Source organism: Nostoc sp., assembly GCF_036917615.1.
Classification (GTDB): Bacteria; Cyanobacteriota; Cyanobacteriia; order Cyanobacteriales; family Nostocaceae; genus Nostoc.
The window spans coordinates 1-23,973 of record NZ_JBALCZ010000075.1 but is presented as its reverse complement, the minus strand read 5'-3'; the positions used below and the strand labels follow the sequence as shown (position 1 = coordinate 23,973).

The following is a 23,973-nucleotide window of genomic DNA, read 5'->3' as shown; positions in this document are numbered from 1 at the left end:
ACGATAGTTTAGGGGTAGCCCTACGCAAAAATAGCTCGATGCCAGGTATCTTAATTCTACAAAAACCCTCCTCATTACCATTTGAGCAGGGTTTTTACAGTCAATTCCGCCTTTGAGCTACGTGTAGAGGTTGGCGTTAGCCTCTCCCTTTGGGAAAAGGGGTCTTAAACCCTTTAATTTACGATAAAGTAATTGTTGAAATTTTCTACCAAATTTTGCTGATTTAGGGACTACGAAAAAATAAATCATTCCATCTTAATTTTTAGGGTGTGTTAGGCGCATATTTTCATATAATTTGTAACCAAAAACATGATCAAAGCGCCTAACACACTTTGTTGTATGGCAAGACTAAATTTGTGCATTAGATTTATGAATTTTTGGGTCTAAAGCGCTACTATGAGCCTTTAACTCTTACACCATTTTAGTCTTGCCACGCTACTATTTAAGATTTACTTAGTTGCTCATTTTGGATAAAATTGAGATAACAAACCTGGTAGGAACCCTAGTTGCGGGTTATCAGACTTTGAGTGAAAAGCACCTTGAGAGGAATGTGATCGCAGGCAATGAGGTGTGCGGTTGTGCGACGCGCAACCACAACGCCCGATCTAATCAAAAAAGATATACGTGCGTCAGTAAAAGTCTAAAAAACGACTCGCTATATAAATGCTTGCTTCAAAGTAAAAGCAAAAATAAATGCTTCTATCTTCAGTAGAAAGCCATCCCAGGTACATGGATGAATTGATTTTGGGAATAGACTTGTGACAGCGCTTAATACAGTCTCTTTTCTTTTGTCTAGTACGTTGATTTTACGTATTCATCTTACGGTTAATCTTGACGTATAGAGTTCTTTTTAGGCATCACTTTCAAAGCAATTTGACTTGTATCGAAGAGTTCATCTTCTGCTGTATAATCAGTGTATGTTCCCGTCAAGCATAAACCTTGCTACCAGGTGGTAGATTTAACGGTAATGCATTCGAAGCCAGTACTTCCATTGCACTACCAGAAATACTTTCCTTAACCGGGATACAACTTTTAGTCGTTAACAACTGAACTCTTACACCATAGAAATAGCGTTTCTTTGATGCGATGTAACCCGGAGCTTTCCGAGTCTCCGGCTTTGCTCTGTACTCTTGGGACTTAATTGATTTCACATTGAAGATACGGATGTGATCATACTCAAAAGTATTTTGCTGATAAACCGTGTCACTATAGAAAATAGAGCTGCAAATTGAGCAATAGGAAGACTAAAGAACGCTGTGCAGATAACATTCTTAGGGACGAGTTCCGGTGTACCCACGCGATCGCGCAATGTTTCCAGTGTCGCCCTGAGATTACCCCAAAGGGCAGAACTGTGGTTATTCGACTGTGGGGAAGGTACTCAGCATCAAATTATGCGAAGTGAACTGAAAATTAGTCAACTTTCCCGAATTTTTATCACCCATATGCACGGCGACCACATCTTTGGCTTGATGGGACTTCTTGCTACTTGCGGCTTGGCTGGCAATGTGGAACGAATTGATATATATGGGCCACCTGGATTAAATGATTACATTCAAGCCGCCTCACGTTACTCCTACACGCACTTTTCTTACCCCATTAAAGTCCATGCCATCCGTCCAGGGATAATTTATGAAGACGATGACTTCACCGTTAGCTGCGGTAATTTGCATCACCGCATTACAGCTTTCGGCTACCGCGTAGCCGAAAAAGACCGGACAGGACGTTTTGATGTGGAAAAAGCCAAGGCGTTGCAAATTCCTCCTGGTCGGATTTACGGTCAACTCAAGCGAGGTGAAACAGTGACCCTTGCCGACGGACGGGTGATTGATGGCACTCAATTATGCGGCCCTACAGAAATTGGTCGAAAGATTGCCTATTGTACAGACACAATTTATTGTGATGGTGCAGTGGAATTAGCTGATGATGCTGATGTATTAATTCACGAAGCAACCTTTGCCCATCAAGATGCAGACATGGCTTTTCAGCGATTGCATTCCACAACCACAATGGCAGCGCAAACAGCTTTAGCTGCTGGGGCACATCGACTGATTATGAGTCATTTTAGTCCCCGCTATGCTCCCGGAAATACCTTGGAGTTGAAGGATTTGCTCAAGGAAGCCCGTGCTATTTTTCCCCGTACTGATATGGCTTACGATTTCATGATTCACGAAGTACCCAGGCGACGGGAAGTAGAGTTAACCAAGGTAGGCGTTTAAATTTTGGATTTTAGATTTCCTATTGAACCCTTCTAATCTAAAATCTAAAATTAACCCGGCTCTATCTTGGAGTTTAGTAGTCCAACTCATGACGTCCAGTAAATAAACAGCAGTTTGGTTTTACAAGTAAGTCAACTAGTTAACCATGAATTTACGGTTATCTAAATGTAGTAAAAAATCTAAGTAATAAAATTTAAATACTTTCTCAATGTGTTTTTTATATTACAAGTTATCCAAATAACTTATATATCATGTTGTGAATCAAAATTTTTTACTTAAATACTTAGGAAAAATAATTAATTTTTCCTAAGTATTTTTCTTTTTTAAATAAAAAATTTATTAAAAATTTATTCTTCCAATACTGATTTAGAATTTATATGCATGAATTGATGAACATGAAAGCGCCAGTTGGCATAATATTGTGCCAAGTAAGCTTGTCATGGTTGGAAGAATAATTAAGTATGCTGTTGCGGCTATTAGGTGTAAAAAAATCATTTCACATTTCTCAGAAATCTTCCAAATAAATATAGTGTTTCGATATTAGAGGAGTTTGATAGTGGCTAAGACTAGTCTGAATCAAGAGCAACAGGTTACTACTTCAGCACAAGACGCAGTTGACATCAGACAACTATCTACTATTTTGCTTCGCCGACGCTTTCTGATCTTGGGGATTTCCTGTCTAGTTATGTCAGCTGCTAGCCTTTTAGCTGTCATTGCCAAACCTACTTACCAGAGCAATTTGCAGATATTGGTGAGTTCCAATTCATCTGAAGGGGCACAGTCAAATAATATCCCTGTAGGAGCAAATACTCAGGTTACTGATTCCAATTCTCAAGTTGTTGATTACACTACTCAGATGAAACTCATGCTGAGTTCTAAGCTGCTCCAGAAAGCCGTAAATTCACTTCATTCTAATTATCCTGATATTACCTTAGAAGATATCAATGGTCAAAAAGAACAGAGTAAAAAAGCATCTCTGGAGGTGACTCCAGAAGAGAGAGGCATAGGAGCTAATAAAGTTTTTAATCAAGTATTTGAAGTTTCTTTCAATGATGACGATCCACTAAAAGCACAAAGAGTACTTCAAGCTCTACAGAAAGTCTATCAAAGTTACAACAAAGAGCAACAAAAAGAACGTCTGAATCAGGGACTAGCTTTTGTAAACGCTCGCCTACCTGAGATAAAAAAAGAGGTGAGTAAAGCTGATAAAAATTTAGAACAGTTTCGCAAAAAACATAAATTACTCGATCCCGAAGTCCAAAGTAAAATCCTGCTAGAATCTCTAGCCGATATTCAACAACAGCTACAAACAACTCGTGCCAACCTTCAAGATGTAAATGCTCGTTACGATAACCTAGAGCAAGAAATAGCGTCTTCATCTCAGCAGAATGAACTAATTTCTTCTCGTTTAAATCACTCAAGTCGCTACCAAACACTATTGAGTGAAATTCAAAAGACTGAACTAGCATTGGCTAAAGAGCGGCTGCGCTATACAGACGATTACCCATCGGTACAGAAACTAAAGCAGCAACGCCAAAGTCAACTTTCGCTATTACGACAAGAGGTGAAAGCTATTACTACTAGCAGTAAGGAAAAACCGCTTTTGAAAGGGCAAATGGTAGAGGTTGATCCAACGCTAGTAGACGAGTTTATTCTGGTGCAGACAACGGTCTTAGGACTAACCGCCAATCAAAAGAATCTAACCGAGTCAGAACAGCGACTCCGCTCTGAGCTAAACAAATACCCAAGCTTAATAGCAGAGTATAACCGTCTTCTGCCAAAGGTAGAAACTAGTCGTAAAAACCTTGAACAACTACTCCAGGCGCAACAGTCTTTGGGACTGAAAATTGCTCAAGAAGGATATAACTGGCAAGTTTTGGCAGAACCTACTCTAGGTACTTATATGGGGAGGAACAGATTATTACTTTTGGTTGGGGGAGGGGTAATTGGGCCGATTTTAGGTATCTTAGCAGCCCTGATTTTGGAAAAGTTTAATAACGCTATTTATTGTGCGGGGGATTTAAAGAAACTGACGAACCTACGTGTACTGGGGTCAGTACCAAAACTACCATTACATAGTGTCAAAAAGCGGCGACTGGGTCTACCTTGGAATGGACGGCAAAGCTCAGATGACTCTGTAGTAGAAGCCAGTACTAGATTGCCCGTCCATGAAACCCTGGACATGATCTATCAAAATATTCAAATATTAAAATATCCCTTCCCCTTCAAGTCGCTGATGTTGACTTCAGCACTACCAGGGGAAGGGAAGACAACCTTAGTATTAGGGCTTGTGGCTAGCGCTACCCGGATGCATCAACGAGTATTAGTAATTGATGCTAACCTACATAATCCTAGCCTGCACAAAATCCTGGAACTATCCAATGACTGGGGACTATCTCTGTTATTAGTTGATGAAACAACTACTCATTTTCAAGATTATATCCAGCCCATTCACCCTTCCATTGATATTTTGACTGCTGGGCCTGAACCAGAAGACACGGTGAACTTGCTCAGTTCTCAACGGATGAAAGAACTAATAGAATTGTTTGAGCAAACATATGACTTAGTACTGATAGATACTCCACCTATTTTAGGCACGGTTGATGCCAGGATTGTGGCATCTTTTTGTAATGGTATCGTAATGGTAGAGCGCATGGGTAAAGTCACCCGAACTGAACTGACTCAAGCTACAGAAATTTTGAGTAAGTTGAATTTAATTGGAATTATCGCTAATGAAGTGAGGAATTCTCAAAAGGTATTGGCATCGTAGACGGAAGAAGAGGTAAAAAGTGGGAGACATGGCGACGTGGTGAAAGTAGGACGCAAAGAGTGGGAGACGCATCGGCGTTGAAACTCTTCGTGTGCCCGTGTCCCCGCTTCCCTATGTCGTCTTTTGGGCGGTTTTTAAATGCAACCGCGCTGATATCGCTCTTCCATCACTCTGGTCAAAGAAAAATCTCAGCCAACTTTTAAACAAGAGACAGAAACTGGGTTTTGAGCTTTATTTTCTACATTATGCCTAGAATCATCTATTTGAGATGAGAGTCTTGTGTAGCAAGGATTATTGTTTTTTTGTCTGGAGAGAGTGATGAAACAGCGATATCTGTAGGATGAAGCACGAGTAAGAACTTCTGGTATAAGCGATCGCATGTACCAGAGGTAGACACTTTTGCCAAGAGCAAGTGTCAAGATTAACTGATTTCTACTTTGTAGCTAAAGCAAAATGCATAATTAGTAGGAGGTGGCAACCTCCTGCGTTGGAGAAGTGTCTCATCTTAAAGTAGTAGACGCCATAGTCTAGAGCGTCAATTAGATACTAGTGTGATTAGATGATCAGCATGAAATTCCAACTTTATTTAGGCTCTTTATTTTCCCAGATTAAAGTACATCATTGGTGGGTAAGTATCCTTTTATGGATTGCTTTGGTTGCCCCAGCCCAAGCGTCTGTAATCCTGCGCGTGGCAATTGAGAGGGGGGTTAATCAGGTAAAAGTGGGCAGTTCCACCACTGGGATCGTCAAGGATAGTACCGGACGGACTCTCGGACAGTTACCAGCGATGAGTGCATATTATGCCCAAACTGTTCCCGGCGGAGTGGCTTTAGATAAGTGGCAGTCTGGTTTATTTTGGATTGAGCCAACAGGTAAAGGATTTGTTTATATTGGCGATCGCTGGTATCGGGGCAGAACTCTAGTTGTTCCTACAGAAAAAGGCTTAACCGCTGTTAACTGGGTTGATGACCAAGAATATCTTTACAGCGTTCTCGGTGGTGAAATGGATGCTAGCTGGCCCCAAGAAGCTTTAAAAGCCCAAGCGATCGCTGCCCGCACCTATGCCCTTTATGAACGAGAAAAACAACGGAATAATCCTGTTTACGATGTAGGCAATACCCCCGATCATTGGCAAATTTACAAAGGTGTGATCAGTGAATCTCCTGCTACTTACGCCGCAGTGGATTCCACACTAGGGCAGGTACTAACCTACAAAAATCGGATTATTCTCTCAGTCTTCCACGCTTGTTCTGGGGGACACACTGAAAACGTGGAAGATGTTTGGGGAAGTAGCGAACCTTACCTACGTGCTGTTCAAGACTACGATCAAAATATCCGCGAGTGTAATTGGGTGAAAACCTTCTCGCCCAGTGAAATTAGCGCTAAATTTCCTGGGGTGGGCAGTGTAATAGCAATGATTCCAGAGACATACTCACCTTTTCGCAGTGTTAAAGTCTTAAAAATTGTCGGTAACAAGGGCACGAAGGTGCTACAGGGCGAAGAAGTGCGAACAGCCCTCAAGTTAAAAAGTACCCGCTTTACCGTCACCAAGGGAGGCGATGGTAGTTTTGTACTTCAAGGGCTTGGCTTCGGTCATGGTTTAGGCATGAGTCAGTGGGGGGCGTATAATCTGGCTCGGCAAGGAGTGAACCACCTGCAAATTTTGGGACATTATTATCAAGGTGTAGCCCTAACACCAATTCAGGCGAAGTAGAGAGAAAGTTAGGAGTTAGGAATTAGAAGTTATAAGTTAGGAGTTTTAAATAAATCTTAATTATTCACTCCTCACTTTTAACTCTTCACTCTTAACTCTATTCCCCACTCCCACGTTCCAAGCGTCGTTGCCATTCAGCGTCGATTTGTGCAGAACGTTCAACTTCCTGGTCGAGTAAGTCAGTTTCGCTAGAATACACTAAATCTTCGTTGCTAATGACTTTTTCTGTTGCAAATTGTTGGGCATAGTCAATTTTTTGTTGCAAAGGCGCATCAGGACTTGCCAATAGCCTTGCTCTAGAAAGGCGATCGCGGTTGCGATCGGCAATTTTACGATTACGCCACCGAATCCAGAAATAACGCAATAACGGTACGCCTAAGAAACCTGCTCCGTAAGCCAATAGCAGCCAATAAATTCCTTGCACAAAAGCTACCAGTCCACCTAATTGAACGGCAACAGTGCCATCTCTCAACAAACTTCCCAGTACTAAAGCACCAACAAAATTTAGTACACCCAACCCAGCACTCAGCATAATTTGCCCTGAACTTGCGGCACTAAAACGCCAGAGAAATTCCTCCAAGTGATCTGATATTGAATGACGGCGCTTTTTAGCTGCACTCACCTGCAACTCTGGGAAGTAATAAACAATTTGCCCTTCTGGACTTACTGTCGGTTGCCCATTGAATCGCGTCAGAACAGGCAGCATATAATCTTCGTACTCTCTTGTATATCCCTCGCCAATGTCATCCAAATATGGAGCAATTTGTTCTGCTACGACTGCGCCACGATTAATCCGAATCACCGTAGCAATTTCTTGCCAGCGACGTTCTTCTAAGTTGGCGTTAGGATTACCATCGCCAAACAAAAACGAAAACATAGCTTCAAAGAAATTCAGATTGCTTTCTTGGCGCCTTTCACGTCGCCGTTCCTGGTAGCGGGTGTCATAATTTGGGCTAAGATACCAGAATAAATTTGGAAAATAGAAGAACCCCCCACCGCCGGAATTACTGCCCCGATTGTTGCCGTCACGGTCTGAGTTGGCATAGGTAATGATAATGTAGATGGTAACAGTTATCAGGACGATGGAAACAGTTAAGAAAATTCCAAAAGAAATGCGAATCAGGTAAAACAGAACACTCCAGACTTTTTTCCACCATTCCTGCAATCGTAACCGGAAGTATTTATTACGCAAAATTGCTCGAAAATTTTGTGGAAAAAGGTAAACTATATCACCTGATTCCGCTACCTGCAAATGTCCCCCAGCATCAGATGCCAGGGCTAACAAGCTTTGATTAGCTTCAGCGACGTTCAATCCTGCCTGAGTTGCCACATCTCCAACGGTGACACGGTAACCCAGTTGTTCCACAGCTTGGATAATGGTGGGACTGGGAGCCATTGCTCTCCCCTCCTGTTGAAACTTATTCCCCTTTTCTTAAGTATAAAGTTTTATTTTGAGCGACTTGGCAGGGGTAGGATTGAAGGATGAAATCATCAAGATATATAAATCACATGAATTTGGCAACCCGACACTACAGTGAATAAGCCAACAAATAACCTTACACACAACATGTTATAATTGTTTCCCTTAGCTTGGTTATCAGCAAATTTTCTGCTCAAATATGGTTCAGTACACTCTCGCTCAAAGCCCAGAAATTATCCTGACTGTTTCTGGAAAAGATTCAGCCAAAGCCCGTGAAAAAGCAATGGATCAGCTGATGGAACTGATGGATGCAGGTAAGCTACCCACGGAACTGGAAGAAGGATTTGGCCCTCAACAATTAATTGAGGTTAAAGAGTCAACTATTGATACTGCTAGCGGTGAGGATACGATTACACAAGCTGTTCAGGTGTTGAGTAACCTGGCCACACTCAAACTGAAAGTTCAGGAGTCACGAGATGAAGCGTTGGAAATTCGTAAAGCACTTGATGTTCTGTTCACTGACGAGTCGGTGACAGAAGAGGAAATTACTCGGCTCAAGGAAGGTTTTAAAGTTCTCAAAAATTTTGCCCAAGCAAATGTGCGTTACCAGGAAGCGCGATCTAAAGCAGAACAGGCTCGGCAGACTCTGGATCAAGCTCTCAAATCGCCTGACAAGTAACATTTACAGAATTAGATGGATTAAGACGCATCTTAAAAATGTAATTAAATATTCTAAAAGACAGGCATTACAGCCTGTCTTTAGATTTACTGGGGCGCTAGGATTCGAACCTAGGGATGGCGGGACCAAAACCCGCTGCCTTACCACTTGGCTACGCCCCAACGACTTTACTTTAGTTAATATAGCAGTTAATCCTGGGTTTATGTCAAGTACTTTAATAGTTGATTTCAGATAATGGGTTTTAACGGCAGGACATTGATTGGTCGGAATTCTTGCACTTAGCCTCTTTCATCACTTTGGGGTGAACCCTTGAATCACCGTTTGGCTGTATCGTCGAACTCACATGAATTTATCCGATAGTGATCAAAGAGGGTTAGCGGGACTTAAACATTTTTGAGGGACAAACAAGCCTCCAACCCATACAGGGTAAGGGTAATACACCAAATACTCAAAAATGGTTCAAACCCAGATATATGAATAAACATAAGTAAAACGATATCAAAGCCTTTGTGTATATAGATTTAAGGCTATTTTCGGGGTGTTTTTCGTCTAAGTCCCATTAAGAGATAAAATTCTGCGATCGCAATTCCTTTGCATCTAATAATCTGCTTCACTTGATGATCAACGACTTAGAATCGGTTCCTCGTGACCAGTGACACACTATTTCTTCTTATTGATGACTTGTTGATAAATTGCCATCAACTGCTGATAATTAGCTTCAGGAGCATACTTAGTCTGATAAACCTGGCGAGCATTTTTGCCCATAGTTCTCATAGTTTCAGGATGAGTGGTTGCCCATTCTATTTTGGCTGCCATATCTGTATAGTTGCCTGCTTCAAAATGTAAACCAGTTACTCCATCCTCTACAATTTCTACCATGCTACCTAATTTGGACACCAGTACAGGTAGACCGCAGGCAAAAGCTTCAATAATAGTTAAGGGAAAACCTTCGTACCAAATGGAAGGAAATACTAAAAACCGTGCATTTTGCATTAGTGTCAACACTGTTGGCTTATCCTGAAACCCTAAAAATTCGATGAAATTTTCAGAACTGGTATTTTTAATCTGTTGCTTCAACTTTTGACGCCAAGGGCCATCACCCACAATTTTTAATGGAGTGCATAAATTATTCTGTACATAGGCATCAATTAAAACAGAAACTCCCTTTTCTTCAGACAATCTACCAACAAAAAGTAAGTAGTCACTATGTTCAGCATTTTGGTTTCGAGAGTCTGGAGCAAAAACAAAGTTAGGTTTGATGTATAACTTTTCTGCTGGCAGTCCAGCCTGTAACATTTTGTCTTTTTGAAATTGGGTAAAGACAATATAAGCATCTACCTGTTCCTGCCAAGTACCTCGCAACCGATGCCAGCTGTTCATTGCTGCTATAACCGAGCTTTGTATGCGTGAGTTGCGGTAGCAGCCATGTACAACACTAGACCACGGCACGCTCTGTCCAAAACAATCCACACAAACCTTTGCATCTCGAAAAGGTATTGCTTTGGGACAAGCAAGCCGATAGTTATGAAGAGTTTGGACAATACTTAGACCATGCTCTCGACAAGCATCATATATGGAAGGAGAGAGTAGGGGAAAAAAGTTATGTACATGGACGATATCAGGACGGAGTTGGGAAATTTTGATGCGAACTTGTTGTTTTGCTGAATATGAGTAAATTGCACTAATAGCAGTTGTAACTTTATCCCAGGTATTTTTAATGTCATGATTACTAACTTCTAATAAAGATACCTGATGACCATTTGCTTTCAGTAAGGATTGTTCAGCTTTTACTACTCCATCCTCACCGCCTGCAAGTCGATAACGGTTATGTATCAACAGCACTTTCATGCAGTTAAATCTCTAAATAGTGGAAGGAAAGCAGCAACTAATAGATTATGCAAAGCAATTACACCCTGATTTACAGTAGTTTTACCGTTCTATAACCAGTTTTTCTAAAATCCCAGATCCGACAAATTTTTGATGAAATTTAATTAGTTTTTTACGTATGCTACCACTTTCAAGGGAAGCTCCTAGTAGTATCGCTAAAGGAGCTATTGAGAAGATATATACTAAGTAAGTGGGTATTAAAAAATCGATTTACGTAACGAAATGTCAAGCTAACGAATACCTGAAAAATAGGTTACTCCACAGTTTATGCAAAACTAAACATACCTGGGTTTTATTGTGCCGACTTACTTATTACGTTATCACTAATCATCGCTAGATCCATAACTCAATTTCAAGCAGGATTTATTCTGGGTTGAAATTTCTTCGTAGAGTTGAATTAACTGCTTCCCCTTACTTTCCCAACTGAAAGTCTCCCTCACCCTCTTTTGCCCGGCTTGACCCATCAATAATCTTAGCTCTGGGTTAGTAGCTAAATACGTCATAGCCTTAGCAATATCACTTACTACTTGATCAGGTGTATTTGCCTTTATTTTAAAACCAGTTTCTTCTGTAACCTGAACAGCTGGCCCTCCCAAGTCTAGATAAATCACTGGTCGCCGTGCTGCCATTGCCTCTAAACACACGAATCCTCCAGATTCATGCAAGCTGGGATGAACTAACACATGGCAGTTCTGTATTTTACTCCATGTATGTTCCCGAAACAGATTGCCTAAAAACTTGACTTGTTTACTAATATTCAGATATTGAGTTAATATTTCTAACTGTTTGCGTTCAGTTCCTTCTCCGACAATCCAATACTCAGCATTAGGTAAGTTTGCTTGGGCAAATGCTGCTAATCCTAAATGAAACCCTTTCCAGTGCAAAAGTCTACCTACGCTAATAAATCTAATTGGAGAATTATCGAGAATTACGGAATTTGAAAGCTTTGCTATTTCATCTTGAGATAAACCTAATGGAGAATAAACTTGGACATTTTTTGTGCCCATTTGGCGCAAGCGTTTAGCTGTATCTTCTGTGGTAGCCCGGGCTAAGACAGTTTGTTGTGCAGTGAGGTGGACTAAGGGATCACATTCTTCTATCCAGCGAGCCAAATTTCGCAAAACCTCGTATATCTTGCCACGGAAACTAAAATCTTTCCAAAAACTTTTGGGAGACGATTCTCCGCCACCAACTGGGCCCCAGATGAAAGGAACTGGTAGCAGTGAAATTAAACTAGGGCTTGAATACCTCACATAAGTTACATGATGTAGGATATCAAAGCTAATCTGCTTGTGGAGTGAGCGACTGATAAAATATGCCCAAATTTGCCAAAGGTAGTAATGAACATAAACTCCCCATTGTTTTCCCATCCTCTGATGACTCCAGTCTATGATCCAACCTAGAGGATCTAAGTAAACAATGTGCAGGTTGGGCAGGGGATTACGTGCTAGTTGAGTTTCAAGACCTTGACGGTGACAGTTCGATGTGAGTACCCAGATTTGCTGATACTTACTTACCTCCCTAACAACATTCCAGCCTACTCCTGGTTCAGAACCCTTTCCCGGTTCACAAGCATATGCACAGATGAGAATTTTTAACTGTTTCATGCGTGACATTTCCTTAATGCTGTATACAGGCGATGTCTGTCTTGAAAAGTTCAGATCGGCGGAAGCCGCCGCTCCGACTTTTCGCTACGACGAGCTACGCCTACGCACAAAATAATATAAACTGCTGGTCTATGCTTCTAATATTTAAAAGCGATCGCTAAAATCTCTAAAAACTTGTTAATTTTTAAACATGAGGAAGCTTATAAGTAGGTGGGCGCGAATAATTAAAGGTTTGTAGTGAGTTAACTCGGTCTTCTCCCATTTGTGAGAGGCTAGCGCCAACTCTTGGAAACGCTCTGCGTTGGTGTAGCGTCTCCAAGAGTTGGGGATTTCTCCCATGAGCGACTAACGCTCCTTGGCAGTGTTAGCGAGTCTTCTCCCAAAGGGAGACGCCAAGGGCGAACGAGCGTCACCCAAAGGGTAAGCAGCTCTAGCCCTTAAAATAGGGCTAGAGCTGCTTACTAAAAGCCAATTTAATTAATTTTACATTGCGTAATATAGTTTGATTGATTCTTGCCTACTTACTTTCACCCGCCTGAAAAGCTTTGGCGATATTACTGAGAAAGTAGGCGTTGCTGAATTAAGGGATGAAATTTATGTATTTAAATTTAAAACTGCTTATCCTCTCTGCGTTTCTGCGGCTCTGCGTCAGACAAATCATCCCGCAAATATGCAATGCCTTTTTTCCTTTTCCTTAATCCCCAGTCTCGTGAAGGAAGACCGCTGCAATCCGACTTGATGATAGTAGTTGCTTCGTAGCCAGCCATATAAATAGTGGAATGGTCTTAGCATAGCGACCGTAAAGTCGGCGCGGTTCTTGAATCCATCGATACAGCCATTCAAGTCCTAAGTCTCGAACTATACGGGGTGCCCGCTTGTGAATTCCTGCATAAACTGGGAAAACTCCACCCAGTCCAATCATTACAGCTTGTATCTTACCTTTATGTTGAGCTATCCAATTTTCTTGCTTGGGACATCCTAGAGATACTAAAACGGCACTAGCACCACTAGAGTTAATCTTTTGAACCAAAGCTTCGTCTTCAGTTTCAGTCAGGGGACGAAAGGGTAAAGGTTCCATCGCCGCAATCTTCACCTGAGGAAATTCTTGCTCTAACCTTTTTCGCATCCTAGAAAGAATTTCTGTTTGGGAACCTACAAAGAAAATACTAAGATTTTGTGTTTGAGTTAGCTGACACAATGCTAAGAAAATATCCATCCCTGCCACACGGTCTTGGTAAAGCGCTCCCATTTTTCGCATCATCCATACAAGAGGCATACCATCAGGAGTCACTATATCTGCATTTCGTAATACGGTGGCAAACTCTGGATTCCAATGGGCTTCAATGAGCATGTGTACATTAGCTACATATACAGTTTTACTCTCATGCCTACTCGCCCACTTCAGTATTGTTTGTACCTGAACGTCAAACCGTAAGGCAGTAATAGGAAAATCAAGCACTTTTTTAGTAGGTAGATGCACTCTTGCCACCATCAATAACTCCTGTGTCCAAGAAAAAAATCCATAGATTACCTAGACCAATCCGAATATTGAATAATTCGCATTGGATGACTTCTGACTTTTTGTAGGCTTGTGTCATCGTTGGAAGTTAACACATGGAGATGCAATTGCCTTCTTAGTATACTTTTGGCTTAATCAGTAATACTAAAATTAGAATTATTTGCTGCTGTGTCCTAGCTTACTGTTTTAAGCTAGGGATTTTAGACGCTGTTTGACAAAATTCATACTTCCTTCATAATTAATTTTTGATTTGTTCATGCAAGCATTACAATTCGGATAAGTTCCGATGAATATGTATTTAACTGCGTAATATTTGCTACACACATAAATTAAATGACGAACCAAAATAGCAGACACTCAGTCTGCTGATTTTGATACGTAAGTATGCGCTTAAAAGCTTCAATTCAAATTACCCCTCTTTTGTCACTTTCCGAGTATTATGAATAAAATAATTTAAAAATAAAACTCTACAAAGTAGGTAGAGCAATAGATGTAGAATTTAGGCAACCTATATGGATTAAGAACATGGGTAGAATATGGTTTTCGGCAGTGTAAACAGGAATTAGGTTGGACAGATTATCGTTTTACTAATTTCCACCAGATTTAGAGATGGTGAGCTAGCGCGTTGCAGGGGTTCCAAGAGTTGTAGCGACTGACTTTCCCGAAGGGTGGGGAATTATTTTTTGTGTTTACACAATGATTAGTTTAAATTCTCCAGCTTTTTTATCCCTAAATCAAGCTCGTCAACTTCAAATAAGGATAAAAGAAAAGAGTTCTGTTGATTTTCTTAATCATAAACAATGGAACCATGAAGGTAGATAGAAGAATATTTTAAATAATTTTTGTTTAATTTTCCAACCGTGATTGCTATTTTGTCGATTTCTCCCTGGATAGATATTTTTCCAAACTCCAATTTCTTGCTTGGATTAAATCATTTAATTAGTGCAATCAATCAATTTAAACCCTTTTATCCTTCTGGATAATTTAACTTGTTTACTACTTACTTATTCGGAGAGTGACAGAATAGGGGTAGTATTTTTTGGAGAATAGGGTAACAATTTTTTATGATCACGTTCCAAATTTAATTTAGTCTATGTATTGAAAAATCCCTAAAATTTATTTTTTTATAAAATAAAAGCCCAAAAAATAAGGGGAAGATAAACTTATCTTCCCCTGCTCTATTATTTTTGTTATTGTCTGGTTTGTTACTTTCCTTGAGTCTTTGCCGTAACATTTGCCTTTGCTTTTTAAGTTGCCGCTTCCTAGCAGAACCGCCTCTACCTTTATCATTCCTGCCTTCTTTACGGGGTGATTCCCATCTTTTCAGGCGCATAATTTTTTAACCTCTCTAGTACTTGTTTGGTAGTGGGCAGGAGGAGAATCGAACTCCTATGACCGCAAGGCCGCCACATTTTGAGTGTGGTGCGTCTACCAGTTTCGCCACCCGCCCTTATATCCAATCTTAACTATTGTACTCTAATCGAGGGATTTTGTAACAAGTCTGAAAATTAATTCTCAAAGTTTTCCTGGAATAATAGCTCTAATAATTCTAAGGCTTAAAGGCGTGGCAGCGTCAATAAACTAGGGTCAATATCCTCTAATTTTCTACAGCCGCTAAGTGCCATTCCCACACTTAACTCATCTTGTAGCAGTGAGATGACATGAGATACACCGACTTGTCCTGCTACTGCTAGTCCCCACAAAACCGGTCGTCCGATCAGTACCGCTTTTGCTCCTAATGCCAGAGCTTTGAGAATGTCTGTGCCCCTACGAATGCCTCCATCCAACAGCACTTCTACTTTACCATCCACTGCTGCTACTATTTCCGCTAGGGCATCTAAAGAAGCAATCGCACCATCGAGTTGTCTGCCACCATGATTGGAAACAACAATTGCTTTGGCTCCATATTCTACAGCCCGAACAGCATCATCTCCCCGTAAAATTCCTTTGATCACTAAAGGTAGTGGAGATAAAGACTGCAACCATTCCAAATCATGCCAAGTTACTGCTGGGTTTAGCTGTTGGGCAAAATAGCTAACTAACCCAGATTCGCCTTTTTCTTGAGATATATCTAGCCCTGAAATGGTGGCAAGATTAGCCAGATGTAAGTCTGGGGGTAAGGCAAACTCGTTACGTCTATCTGTCTCCCGTTGTCCGAGAATAGGTGCATCTACAGTCAGACAAAGTGCTTTGTAGCCTGCTTTATAGGCTTTTTCTACCAAAGCACGAGCTAATCCCCGATCTTTATGGATGTAAAGCTGGAACCATCGCAGAGAATCTGGAAATTTATCACATGCAATCGCCACTTCTTCAATGCTTTTTGTTGCCAGTGTACTTAACACCATGCCTACACCAGCTGATGCCGCAGCTAGAGCCGTGGCAACTTCTCCATCTGGATGAGCTAGACATTGAAAAGCCATCGGTGCAATTAACAAAGGTAGTTGCAGGGGTTGTCCTAAAATAGAGGTAGTTAGATTGCGATCGCTAACATCGACTAATATCCGAGGTCGCAGCTTGACTCGCTCAAAGGCAGCATGATTATCCCGCAATGTTATTTCATCCCAAGCGCCACTGCTATAGTAATCAAGCGTCATTTGAGACATGTGCTCTTTTGCTAGCTTTTCGTACTCAAAGAGATTTATGGGTTGAAAGCGATCGTCGTTGGTTACAACTGTCATGGTAGCGGCTGTGGGTTAAGCAATGTGATGTTTTTTAATCCGATTGTCCGATTGAACAAGCTTAAGTAATCATTGATTTCTCAGTAAAGGTGGAGAACCCAGTATCTCAGACTGAGTTCTTCTAAAGGAACCTATTTAATAATTCTTCTCTGGATAGTTGCAGTAATAAAGGAGTAAATTCTTCTGGAGATAATGCTAATAAAGCTTCAGTAATTACTCTTAATTCTGCATCTAAAGATCCAAAGCGAACTCGCAACAAATTCTCTATAACATTACGACGTTCTGTTTGAATTCCTTCTTGAATTCCTTCTTGAATTCCTTCTTGAATTCCTTCTTGAATTCCTTCTTGAATTCCTTCTTGTTTAACTTCTACTAGTTTTTGCTCATAAATAGGTGATAAGCGCATAATTAAATCTCTATCCTCCTCGTCTATATTTTGATTGAATTCTAAGGTAATCTTTAAATTCAATAATAAATCAATTGCTTTGGAACGTAAGGGATTATTTTGGGGAAGTGCTTCTAGTTCATCTATCGCTTGTTGCTGGACTCTTCCCTTACCTAAAATTCTCAACCATAGTGTTTCTTCTGTACACGGTAATTGGTGAATTACCACAATTGCTGTTCTCAAATAATTGCCTAAAAAATGTACTCCTATTCCCCAATGTTCTTCATCTAGGTTAGTTCTAAAACCATCCAATATAGATTCAGAAGCTGTGGGTGACAAAATCCACAAACGTGGTAATTCTGATTCTGCAAGCCGATTCTTTTCACCTTTAGCTTGACGTTTCACTTCAGCAAAGATATCAAACAACTTATTCATGCAACTGCGGATCTCCGAAATTGTAGCCGCATTTCTAAATGGTTCAACTAATGCAGGTTCAGCCGCAAATTTTCCTAACAGCCCTAATTCTATTGTATTCCTTGTGGATTGGGGTGGAGGTACAAAATAAACATCAATCTCTCGGATTTGGGCTGGAACTTTCCGACTTGTTTCCACTTCTCCCAATGGTTGTAACAATTCTTTAAGATAGTCTTTGGCAAACTGGTCGTAAGGAAACCTGGTCATTAGCTGATTTTTGGGCTGTACCAGTATTTTACATCACAGTACGATTGCCAATAGCTCGCCTGAAGAAATTTAGGAAGTGCGATGTCTACGACGGGCTGCGCCAACGCTTTAGCGAATCCTCTGGAGTATTGTCAGCTAAAACATATCTAATTTGCGTAACTAAATTTCATCAGTAGCTCTACCAGTTTCGCCATCCGCCTTTGAGTGCAACTTCATTACTTGTAGACTTAAGTCCATGATTTTGGATTAAAGATTGATATTCTGTGCTGCTTGACCAACGGTCAATTTCTCGCGCCCGCAGCACTGGTACTGGATGGGTTAATTGGGCTGTACGGGCAGCTTTGACCATTTCGCCTAGTTCGGTCTTGCTAATATCATCGTAAGCGCGGGCTTGGGCAACAAAGGCATCAAGATTCAGTTGTGGCGCTAAGGTGGGGGAACCACCCGCTAGCTTCATCAACACTGACATGACAACTTTGGGGTCTTGGGTTGCTAGTAATGCGGCGCGATCGCAGGTAAACTCAGCACAGCGCACCCATTCTAAAAGCTGTGCCTGTATCGCTTGAGCAACGAAGGTTCCGACATTGGGCACAATCGCCGCAGCTAATATTAATAAATTTACAGGAGTCAAGTAAACACTATGGTCACACTTGAGATGCCCCAACTCGTGGGCAATTACTGCCTGTATTTCTTCTGGTGTGAGGATATCAATCAGGGATGTGTGTAGGACAACAAACGGCTGCTTACCCCGCACAGCAAAAGTATAAGCGTTGGGAGCCGGATGTTGCCGGACGTACAACTGGGGAGGGTCTATATCCAGGATTTTACAAGCGTCTAACAACAGCTTATATAAATCGGGCAGTTGCTTTTCACCCACCAGAACGCTGGAGGCAATATTTTCCACATAGAAAACCTGCTCTGCCATTGGGCCGAGCCAATTTCGCACCAACATATCTATGCCTGGTATCTGCTTGAGCGTTTTGGTAGCTTCCAGGTCTAATGGATGACGAAATGAGTCAGCTTTTAAACCAATCAGCGGGGTTTTGAAGAAGGACATAGTGCAGCAAGCTATAAAAAAACACAACTATGGAATCTGGCTGGTTAAATAAACAGCCTCCCACAGTTAGTATAACGATTTAAGTAGGGTGGGCAGCGGGAGTAGGGGGAGAAAATTTTACCTTATCTCCCTCATTCTCCTTATTTTTGCCTCAGTCTCAACTGATCAATTTCAACTTGAAAGGCTACTGATGGTGGAAGCGATTTCTGCATCTGCTGATGCTTCGCCCACGCGCAGAATTTTAGCTCCCAATTGCTGCAACTTCACATCGAGTCGATCATAGCCGCGATCGAGGTGCTGTAATCCCTGAATTGTGGTTTGTCCTTCCGCCGCCAGTCCTGCTATGACTAGGGCTGCCGATGCTCGTAAGTCTGTGCCTAATACTGGTGCGCCAGACAATTTCGGTACTCCCCGAACGAAAGCAGCGTTGCCTTTGACACGAATATCTGCCCCCAAGCGATTCAACTCTGAGGCATGACGTAAGCGATTTTCAAAGACGGATTCGTTAATCACGCTGTCGCCTTCAGCCAATGCCAGCAAAGCCATGAACGGCGCTTGCATATCTGTGGGAAAACCTGGATGATATTGGGTTTCAATATCCGTTGCCTTGAGGGTTTCCGCTGGGAGGATACGTAAGTATTCAGGCTTTTCCTCAATTATTGTCACCCCAATATCCCGCAGCTTGGCAATCACTGGCACAAGATGTTCTGGAGCCACCGGCGAGAGGGTAAGTTCTGAGCGGGTAATTGCTGCTGCCAACAAAAATGTCCCGGCCTCAATGCGATCGGGAATAATGCTGTAGTCAACAGAATGCAACTTGGGGACTCCTTCAATAATAATCCTGCTAGTCCCCGCCCCCTTAATATTGGCTCCCATCGCGTTACAGAAGTTAGCCAGATCAACTACTTCCGGTTCTCTGGCAGCATTTTCGATGATCGTTTCGCCCTCTGCCAGGGTAGCCGCCATCATCAAGTTTTCCGTCGCTCCGACGCTGGCGATATCTAAGTAAATCTTCGCACCTTTTAATCTCCGGCTGCTACCAGGGACGTAGGCATTACAAATGCCATGCTCAATTTGTACCTCAGCTCCCATTGCTTGCAGTCCCCGAACATGCAAGTCAACCGGTCTTGCTCCAATAGCACAACCGCCTGGTAAGGGCATCTGTGCTACTCCCAATCTTGCCAGAATGGCTCCAATAGCGAAAAAACTCGCCCTCAATTGGGTAACTAGTTCGTAGGGAGCTTTTGATGTTTTAATTTCGCTAGCGTTGATGTCTAAAATGTCACCTTGCCGTGTTAGGCGTACACCTAAAGCCGATAATACCTGAGCCATCCGCTCCACGTCCGCTAATAAGGGGACATTGCGGATGCGACAATCACCCGGACACAGTAAGGCTCCAGCCATGATTACCAGTGCTGAATTTTTTGCCCCGCTAATTTTCACATGACCTCGCAAAGGATGCCCACCCCAAATTTGCAAGACTGAGGAGTCTGCTTTTGGAGCAAATTTGGCATCTGGTAAGCTGGTAGAAGGATTAATAAGCCTACCTCCAAAAGTAATACGTATTTTATATGCTTGAAGTTGGTTTTGATTCTACAGTAAAGATTCAATTTGTCCACGTTTTAGGGCAACATCTTGGATAAAAAAATTGTTTTTTGAATGATAAATATGGGCTGAAAAGAAGCAATAGCAAGCTTTTTGACCTTTTTAAAAATTTCACAAAAAAGAACAAATAATTAGTAGTTTTATGCAAAATTAAATACTCAGTAAAATAACTTAAGTGTTCTCTAAAAATCAATGCTGTACTGTTGAGTTAATATTTTGATTCGACCTATCCCCTGAAAAACTCGTTTCCAGTTTGAGACTTTTAACGATCGTGATGTTTTCACTTGACAAGGGTAAAAAATTACGCAATAATAAGAAATTGTCGATAAAGACAATTGCCAGCGGAACTGGCGGAATGGCAGACGCGCTAGATTCAGGTTCTAGTGCCGCAAGGCTTCCGGGTTCAAGTCCCGGGTTCCGCATATTAATTTGGGATTTTAGATTGCCGATAGCGCAGCGTTAGCGAGTCCGCGAGCGTCTTTTAGATTAATCCAAAATCCAAAATCCAAAATCCAAAATCGTGTTGACCAGTTTACAAAATTCCTTAGTCAAGCAAATCCGCAAACTCCACTCCACCAAGGAACGGCACAAGCAGCAGTTATTTTTGCTGGAAGGGACGCACCTTTTAGAGGAAGCTTGTGCGGTGAATTACACACTAGAAACAGTGTGTTGTACCCCAGAATGGCAAGCAGCCCAGCCTTCACTGTGGGAGCAAGCTTGTAGCCGATGCGATCGCGCCGAAATTGTCAGTAGAGAAGTCTTGGATGCGATCGCTACTACAGTCCAACCGGATGGTGTGGTAGCAACGGCAAAACGAAGCGTTGGACAAACTCAACTACCATTTACTGGTTTAGTGCTAGCTTTAGAAACGGTTCAAGATCCGGGGAACCTGGGTACGATGATCCGCACTGCTGCTGCCGCTGGAGCATCGGGGTTGTGGCTAAGTGGAGATAGTGTAGATTCAGACAGCCCTAAAGTTCTCCGTGCTTCAGCAGGGCAATGGTTTCGGCTAGCAACGGCAGTAACCGAAGATTTAAAAGCGACAGTCCAACAAAGTCAGCAGGCAGGAATGCAGGTAGTGGCAACCTTACCCAGTGCGACTTTAACTTATTGGGAGGTGGACTGGCGCAAACCCAGTCTGATTTTACTGGGGAATGAAGGTGCTGGATTGTCAGCAGATTTAGCAGCGATCGCAGACAAGCAAGTCAGAATTCCTTTGAGTCCTGGGGTGGAATCATTGAATGTGGCGATCGCAGCCGCTTTAATGTTGTACGAAGCTCGGCGGCAAATGAGTCAAGAGTTAGGAGTTAGGAGTTAAAAGTTAGGAGTTAAAACTCATAACTCATAACTTTTATTTGGTTTTTGTTCTTTCTTCGAGATATTGTTCAATATCAGCAACTGCGTCCTCAAGAGCGGCTAAATCAATATCTATCAAGTCTTGAGCAAGTTCGACTTCAGTGACAGTACTAGTATCTAGTTGGGGGAGTTGTGGGATTTCTTCTTCCTCAGTTGAACTTTCTTGTAAGATATCCTCGAACTGATCGAGGGATTGTTGAAACACTTGATCAGCGGCGCGGCGCTGTTGTGGCTGAATTGGCTCCATAATATTGACTTGAAAATCCTGATTTACTGACCTAATTTTGATTGCAGTTTCTACAGATTTAAATTTTGCACTTATAACATCATAGTTGTGTGCTGTATCAACTTTAGCAGTGGTTATCAAGAATATCGATACTTAGCTTTTGTGACTTTTGCCAAGCTGTCTCCAATTGTTAAGACTTGTATTTTTGCAAAGACTATCAAATACTCCGGAGAAATAATGCGGTAAGCCGATAGACAATTAGTAGTATATTTAATAGTATGTGATGGCGCTCTTGCGTCCAAACTGGGCGGTGTCTAGCAACAAGCCCGGAGTTTCGGAGTCTCCAAGGCTGCACGCTTACGCAATATTTGCAAGGAAAGTATTTTATGAGCATCGTACAACTTTACTTTGCCAAAGCCTCCACCTTCTCCCAAAGAACCCGTGTGGTTTTACTGGAAAAAGGAATTGACTTTAGCACCACTGAAATTGACTTACAAAACAAACCAGATGGATACACACAGATTTCGCGCTACGGCAAAGTCCCTGCGATCAAACATGGGGATATCGAAATTTATGAGTCTGCGATCATCAACGAATATCTCGATGAAGTCTTCCCAGAACCACCTCTATTGCCCCGCGAACCAGGTGCTAAAGCGATTGCTCGGATCTGGATCGACTATGCCAACACTCGGTTTGTACCCGCCTTTAACAAACTCTTGCGTGGTAAAGATGCTCAAGAACAGGGACAGGGACAAAGAGAGTTTTTGGAATCTCTGTTGTACATTGAGCAAGAAGGACTAGGTAAGCTGTCTGGTGATCGCCCTTACTGGTTAGGAGATCAGCTGAGTTTAGTGGATATCAGCTTCTATCCCTGGTTTGAACGCTTACCCCTCCTGGAACACTTCCGCAATTTCACCTTACCAACAGAAACCCCCCGCTTGCAGAAATGGTGGAATACTGTGCGCGAACGCCAGTCAATTCGGGCTGTGGAAAATCCTGCAAGCTTCTATTTGGAAAGATTTGCCAAGATTCTTGGTGTCCCCACCGCCGTTGCTTCTGCTCAAAAGTAGGGCAAGAAATAGGGAACAGGTTAGAGCTTACAGTCTCCTGTCCACTGTCACTAAAACATTGTTGAATTCACTGGGAGATGTAACCGATGAGCTTAGACAAACATTTTTCCGAGAAACTACCGCACGTTGAGGGAGAACTTAATTACCTCAGCCCGACAACAGAAAAACCTGTTAACTACATTTACGAACCACCGCCAGGCATTCCACAGCGAAGCGGGAAGTATCAGGTACACAAACTCCCCATCTATAATGCTCGGACGATCTCACAAGACGTGTCCTTGGATGAACAGGGATTCGCCTTGGCTGAACACCACAGCACTGTTGAAGACTTTTATGATCAAGATGAGGTGCGCCGCATTTACTACCCTGAGGCGGAGCAATTCCTCAAAGATTTGACAGGTGCCCAAAAGGTGATAGTGTTCGATCACAACCTCCGTAACGCCAAACGGGCCAAGCAGGGCGAACAAGGCATAAAAACGCCAATAAGGGGCGTACATAACGACTTCACCACCAAGTCTGGCTATAGTCGCGCCCGTACCGTGTTGGAAGCAATCGGTACTGAAGACCCGGATGAACTTCTGCGGCACAGATTCACTCTAACAATTTGTTGGGTAATTTAAAACTTCTACATTAACTGTAGGGGCTTACCATGATTTAATGAATTTGTTGCAAATCGATCACGTACCCGCACTCAATGCAAAAAGCAATTAGTTCTTCAGCATTCTCCGGGTCTATAAACATTTGACCATCAGCACAGTTAGGGCACTCACCGTAAAAATCTAAGTTTCCTTGATTGTCATACTCGTCATCGTCGTCAGTGTCAAATAAGGGCCCCGTCATTTGGCTTAATTTCTGGCATGACAGATGGAAATAAACTGGATAATCTTGTTCATTCATTTTGCAATCGCCCACTAGTAACATTGAATTTATGGAATCAGACATCTAACTAGCTCTCGGAATAGTAACTTTGCTCCTTTAGCTGCCACGCGATTTCTAACCAGTTTTACTGGGCGACCGGCTGCTTTTTCAGTATCTAACTGTTCACCTAAAGTTTTACCAATTTCATTTTTGAGACGCGATCGCTGCGGTTCAATGCGAGTAAA

The 23,973-nt window shown here is 42.0% G+C and carries 19 protein-coding genes, 3 tRNA genes and 2 pseudogenes; 9 read left to right on the top strand and 15 right to left on the bottom strand.

Annotated features, from left to right (window positions below):
* Positions 1 to 655: 655 nt before the first annotated feature.
* Positions 656 to 1,172 (bottom strand): annotated as a pseudogene (locus V7K85_RS36690) (IS982 family transposase); the annotation flags it as partial.
* An 84-nt stretch (positions 1,173 to 1,256) separates the two neighbouring features.
* Here V7K85_RS36690 and V7K85_RS27270 point away from each other — a divergent pair.
* From V7K85_RS27270 to V7K85_RS27260, 3 genes are all read left to right on the top strand, one after another.
* Complete coding sequence (locus V7K85_RS27270; RefSeq protein ID WP_334818394.1) at positions 1,257 to 2,216, top strand: ribonuclease Z; 960 nt, start codon at positions 1,257 to 1,259, stop codon at positions 2,214 to 2,216.
* Between the two features lie 556 nt (positions 2,217 to 2,772).
* Positions 2,773 to 4,986: a GumC family protein gene (locus V7K85_RS27265; protein WP_334818392.1), complete on the top strand. Its 2,214-nt coding sequence runs from the start codon at positions 2,773 to 2,775 to the stop codon at positions 4,984 to 4,986.
* Between the two features lie 568 nt (positions 4,987 to 5,554).
* Positions 5,555 to 6,700, top strand: coding sequence for a SpoIID/LytB domain-containing protein (locus V7K85_RS27260; protein WP_334818390.1), 1,146 nt, complete (start codon positions 5,555 to 5,557; stop codon positions 6,698 to 6,700).
* Between the two features lie 97 nt (positions 6,701 to 6,797).
* Here the strand turns inward: V7K85_RS27260 and V7K85_RS27255 are convergent, their stop codons facing one another.
* A complete protein-coding gene (locus tag V7K85_RS27255; protein ID WP_334818388.1) occupies positions 6,798 to 8,096 on the bottom strand; it encodes a hypothetical protein in 1,299 nt (432 codons plus the stop codon).
* Between the two features lie 223 nt (positions 8,097 to 8,319).
* On the opposite strand from V7K85_RS27255, the gene V7K85_RS27250 reads away from it, so the two are divergent.
* A complete protein-coding gene (locus V7K85_RS27250; RefSeq protein ID WP_334818386.1) occupies positions 8,320 to 8,799 on the top strand; it encodes a hypothetical protein in 480 nt (159 codons plus the stop codon).
* Positions 8,800 to 8,888: 89 nt separating this feature from the next.
* Here the strand turns inward: V7K85_RS27250 and V7K85_RS27245 are convergent.
* From V7K85_RS27245 to V7K85_RS27225, 5 genes are all read right to left on the bottom strand, one after another.
* A tRNA-Gln gene (locus V7K85_RS27245) sits at positions 8,889 to 8,960 on the bottom strand.
* A 499-nt stretch (positions 8,961 to 9,459) separates the two neighbouring features.
* Positions 9,460 to 10,647 carry a glycosyltransferase family 4 protein gene (locus V7K85_RS27240; RefSeq protein WP_334818385.1) on the bottom strand — a complete coding sequence of 396 codons (1,188 nt, stop codon included), beginning with the start codon at positions 10,645 to 10,647 and terminating at the stop codon, positions 9,460 to 9,462.
* Positions 10,648 to 11,009: 362 nt separating this feature from the next.
* Entirely contained in the window at positions 11,010 to 12,293 is a 1,284-nt protein-coding gene (locus tag V7K85_RS27235) for a glycosyltransferase family 4 protein (RefSeq protein ID WP_334818383.1), read from the bottom strand.
* A 694-nt stretch (positions 12,294 to 12,987) separates the two neighbouring features.
* A complete protein-coding gene (locus V7K85_RS27230) occupies positions 12,988 to 13,785 on the bottom strand; it encodes a WecB/TagA/CpsF family glycosyltransferase (protein ID WP_334818381.1) in 798 nt (265 codons plus the stop codon).
* Positions 13,757 to 13,891, bottom strand: a complete 135-nt coding sequence (locus V7K85_RS27225) for a hypothetical protein (RefSeq protein WP_334818379.1) — start codon at positions 13,889 to 13,891, stop codon at positions 13,757 to 13,759. The genes V7K85_RS27230 and V7K85_RS27225 overlap by 29 nt, the downstream gene beginning before the upstream one ends.
* 420 nt (positions 13,892 to 14,311) lie before the next feature.
* Between V7K85_RS27225 and V7K85_RS27220 the strand changes: the two are divergent.
* A pseudogene (locus V7K85_RS27220) lies at positions 14,312 to 14,795 on the top strand (hypothetical protein); the annotation flags it as partial.
* A gap of 98 nt (positions 14,796 to 14,893) precedes the next feature.
* On the opposite strand, the gene V7K85_RS27215 reads toward V7K85_RS27220, so the two are convergent.
* From V7K85_RS27215 to murA, 6 genes are all read right to left on the bottom strand, one after another.
* On the bottom strand, positions 14,894 to 15,145 hold the full coding sequence (locus tag V7K85_RS27215) for a hypothetical protein (protein ID WP_334818377.1): 252 nt from the start codon (positions 15,143 to 15,145) through the stop codon (positions 14,894 to 14,896).
* 33 nt (positions 15,146 to 15,178) lie between these two features.
* A tRNA-Leu gene (locus V7K85_RS27210) sits at positions 15,179 to 15,262 on the bottom strand.
* Between the two features lie 106 nt (positions 15,263 to 15,368).
* Positions 15,369 to 16,490 (bottom strand): alpha-hydroxy acid oxidase, encoded by a 1,122-nt coding sequence (locus tag V7K85_RS27205; protein WP_334818375.1) that lies wholly within the window; start codon positions 16,488 to 16,490, stop codon positions 15,369 to 15,371.
* A 121-nt stretch (positions 16,491 to 16,611) separates the two neighbouring features.
* Positions 16,612 to 17,556, bottom strand: coding sequence for a Yae1 family protein (locus V7K85_RS27200; RefSeq protein WP_334818373.1), 945 nt, complete (start codon positions 17,554 to 17,556; stop codon positions 16,612 to 16,614).
* A 178-nt stretch (positions 17,557 to 17,734) separates the two neighbouring features.
* Positions 17,735 to 18,613 (bottom strand): M48 family metallopeptidase, encoded by an 879-nt coding sequence (locus V7K85_RS27195; RefSeq protein WP_334818371.1) that lies wholly within the window; start codon positions 18,611 to 18,613, stop codon positions 17,735 to 17,737.
* Between the two features lie 171 nt (positions 18,614 to 18,784).
* Positions 18,785 to 20,152, bottom strand: a complete 1,368-nt coding sequence (gene murA, locus V7K85_RS27190; RefSeq protein ID WP_334818395.1) for a UDP-N-acetylglucosamine 1-carboxyvinyltransferase — start codon at positions 20,150 to 20,152, stop codon at positions 18,785 to 18,787.
* A gap of 407 nt (positions 20,153 to 20,559) precedes the next feature.
* Between murA and V7K85_RS27185 the strand changes: the two genes are divergently transcribed.
* Positions 20,560 to 20,640: transfer RNA gene (locus V7K85_RS27185), tRNA-Leu, on the top strand.
* Positions 20,641 to 20,738: 98 nt separating this feature from the next.
* Positions 20,739 to 21,536, top strand: a complete 798-nt coding sequence (locus V7K85_RS27180) for a TrmH family RNA methyltransferase (protein ID WP_334818369.1) — start codon at positions 20,739 to 20,741, stop codon at positions 21,534 to 21,536.
* A gap of 33 nt (positions 21,537 to 21,569) precedes the next feature.
* Here the strand turns inward: V7K85_RS27180 and V7K85_RS27175 are convergent, their stop codons facing one another.
* The gene (locus V7K85_RS27175) at positions 21,570 to 21,941 is read right to left on the bottom strand and encodes a hypothetical protein (RefSeq protein WP_334818367.1); all 372 of its coding nucleotides are present in this window, start codon (positions 21,939 to 21,941) and stop codon (positions 21,570 to 21,572) included.
* Positions 21,942 to 22,186: 245 nt separating this feature from the next.
* Between V7K85_RS27175 and V7K85_RS27170 the strand changes: the two genes are divergently transcribed.
* Positions 22,187 to 22,870: a glutathione S-transferase family protein gene (locus V7K85_RS27170; RefSeq protein WP_334818365.1), complete on the top strand. Its 684-nt coding sequence runs from the start codon at positions 22,187 to 22,189 to the stop codon at positions 22,868 to 22,870.
* Between the two features lie 86 nt (positions 22,871 to 22,956).
* Entirely contained in the window at positions 22,957 to 23,490 is a 534-nt protein-coding gene (locus tag V7K85_RS27165; protein ID WP_334818363.1) for a CmcJ/NvfI family oxidoreductase, read from the top strand.
* 34 nt (positions 23,491 to 23,524) lie between these two features.
* Here V7K85_RS27165 and V7K85_RS27160 read toward each other — a convergent pair whose 3' ends face one another.
* Complete coding sequence (locus tag V7K85_RS27160; RefSeq protein ID WP_334818361.1) at positions 23,525 to 23,767, bottom strand: hypothetical protein; 243 nt, start codon at positions 23,765 to 23,767, stop codon at positions 23,525 to 23,527.
* Positions 23,768 to 23,973 lie beyond the last annotated feature (206 nt).

Excerpts from the sequence above, each read along its gene's own strand:
- V7K85_RS27230 (WP_334818381.1), bottom strand. The coding sequence starts at position 13,785 with ATGGTGGCAAGAGTGCATCTACCTACTAAAAAAGTGCTTGATTTTCCT.
- V7K85_RS27160 (WP_334818361.1), bottom strand. The coding sequence starts at position 23,767 with ATGAATGAACAAGATTATCCAGTTTATTTCCATCTGTCATGCCAGAAA.
- V7K85_RS27225 (WP_334818379.1), bottom strand. The coding sequence starts at position 13,891 with ATGACACAAGCCTACAAAAAGTCAGAAGTCATCCAATGCGAATTATTC.
- V7K85_RS27205 (WP_334818375.1), bottom strand. The coding sequence starts at position 16,490 with ATGACAGTTGTAACCAACGACGATCGCTTTCAACCCATAAATCTCTTT.
- V7K85_RS27255 (WP_334818388.1), bottom strand. The coding sequence starts at position 8,096 with ATGGCTCCCAGTCCCACCATTATCCAAGCTGTGGAACAACTGGGTTAC.
- V7K85_RS27240 (WP_334818385.1), bottom strand. The coding sequence starts at position 10,647 with ATGAAAGTGCTGTTGATACATAACCGTTATCGACTTGCAGGCGGTGAG.
- V7K85_RS27200 (WP_334818373.1), bottom strand. The coding sequence starts at position 17,556 with ATGACCAGGTTTCCTTACGACCAGTTTGCCAAAGACTATCTTAAAGAA.
- V7K85_RS27165 (WP_334818363.1), top strand. The coding sequence starts at position 22,957 with ATGAGCTTAGACAAACATTTTTCCGAGAAACTACCGCACGTTGAGGGA.
- V7K85_RS27250 (WP_334818386.1), top strand. The coding sequence starts at position 8,320 with ATGGTTCAGTACACTCTCGCTCAAAGCCCAGAAATTATCCTGACTGTT.
- V7K85_RS27170 (WP_334818365.1), top strand. The coding sequence starts at position 22,187 with ATGAGCATCGTACAACTTTACTTTGCCAAAGCCTCCACCTTCTCCCAA.
- V7K85_RS27215 (WP_334818377.1), bottom strand. The coding sequence starts at position 15,145 with ATGCGCCTGAAAAGATGGGAATCACCCCGTAAAGAAGGCAGGAATGAT.
- V7K85_RS27195 (WP_334818371.1), bottom strand. The coding sequence starts at position 18,613 with ATGTCCTTCTTCAAAACCCCGCTGATTGGTTTAAAAGCTGACTCATTT.
- V7K85_RS27235 (WP_334818383.1), bottom strand. The coding sequence starts at position 12,293 with ATGAAACAGTTAAAAATTCTCATCTGTGCATATGCTTGTGAACCGGGA.
- V7K85_RS27260 (WP_334818390.1), top strand. The coding sequence starts at position 5,555 with ATGAAATTCCAACTTTATTTAGGCTCTTTATTTTCCCAGATTAAAGTA.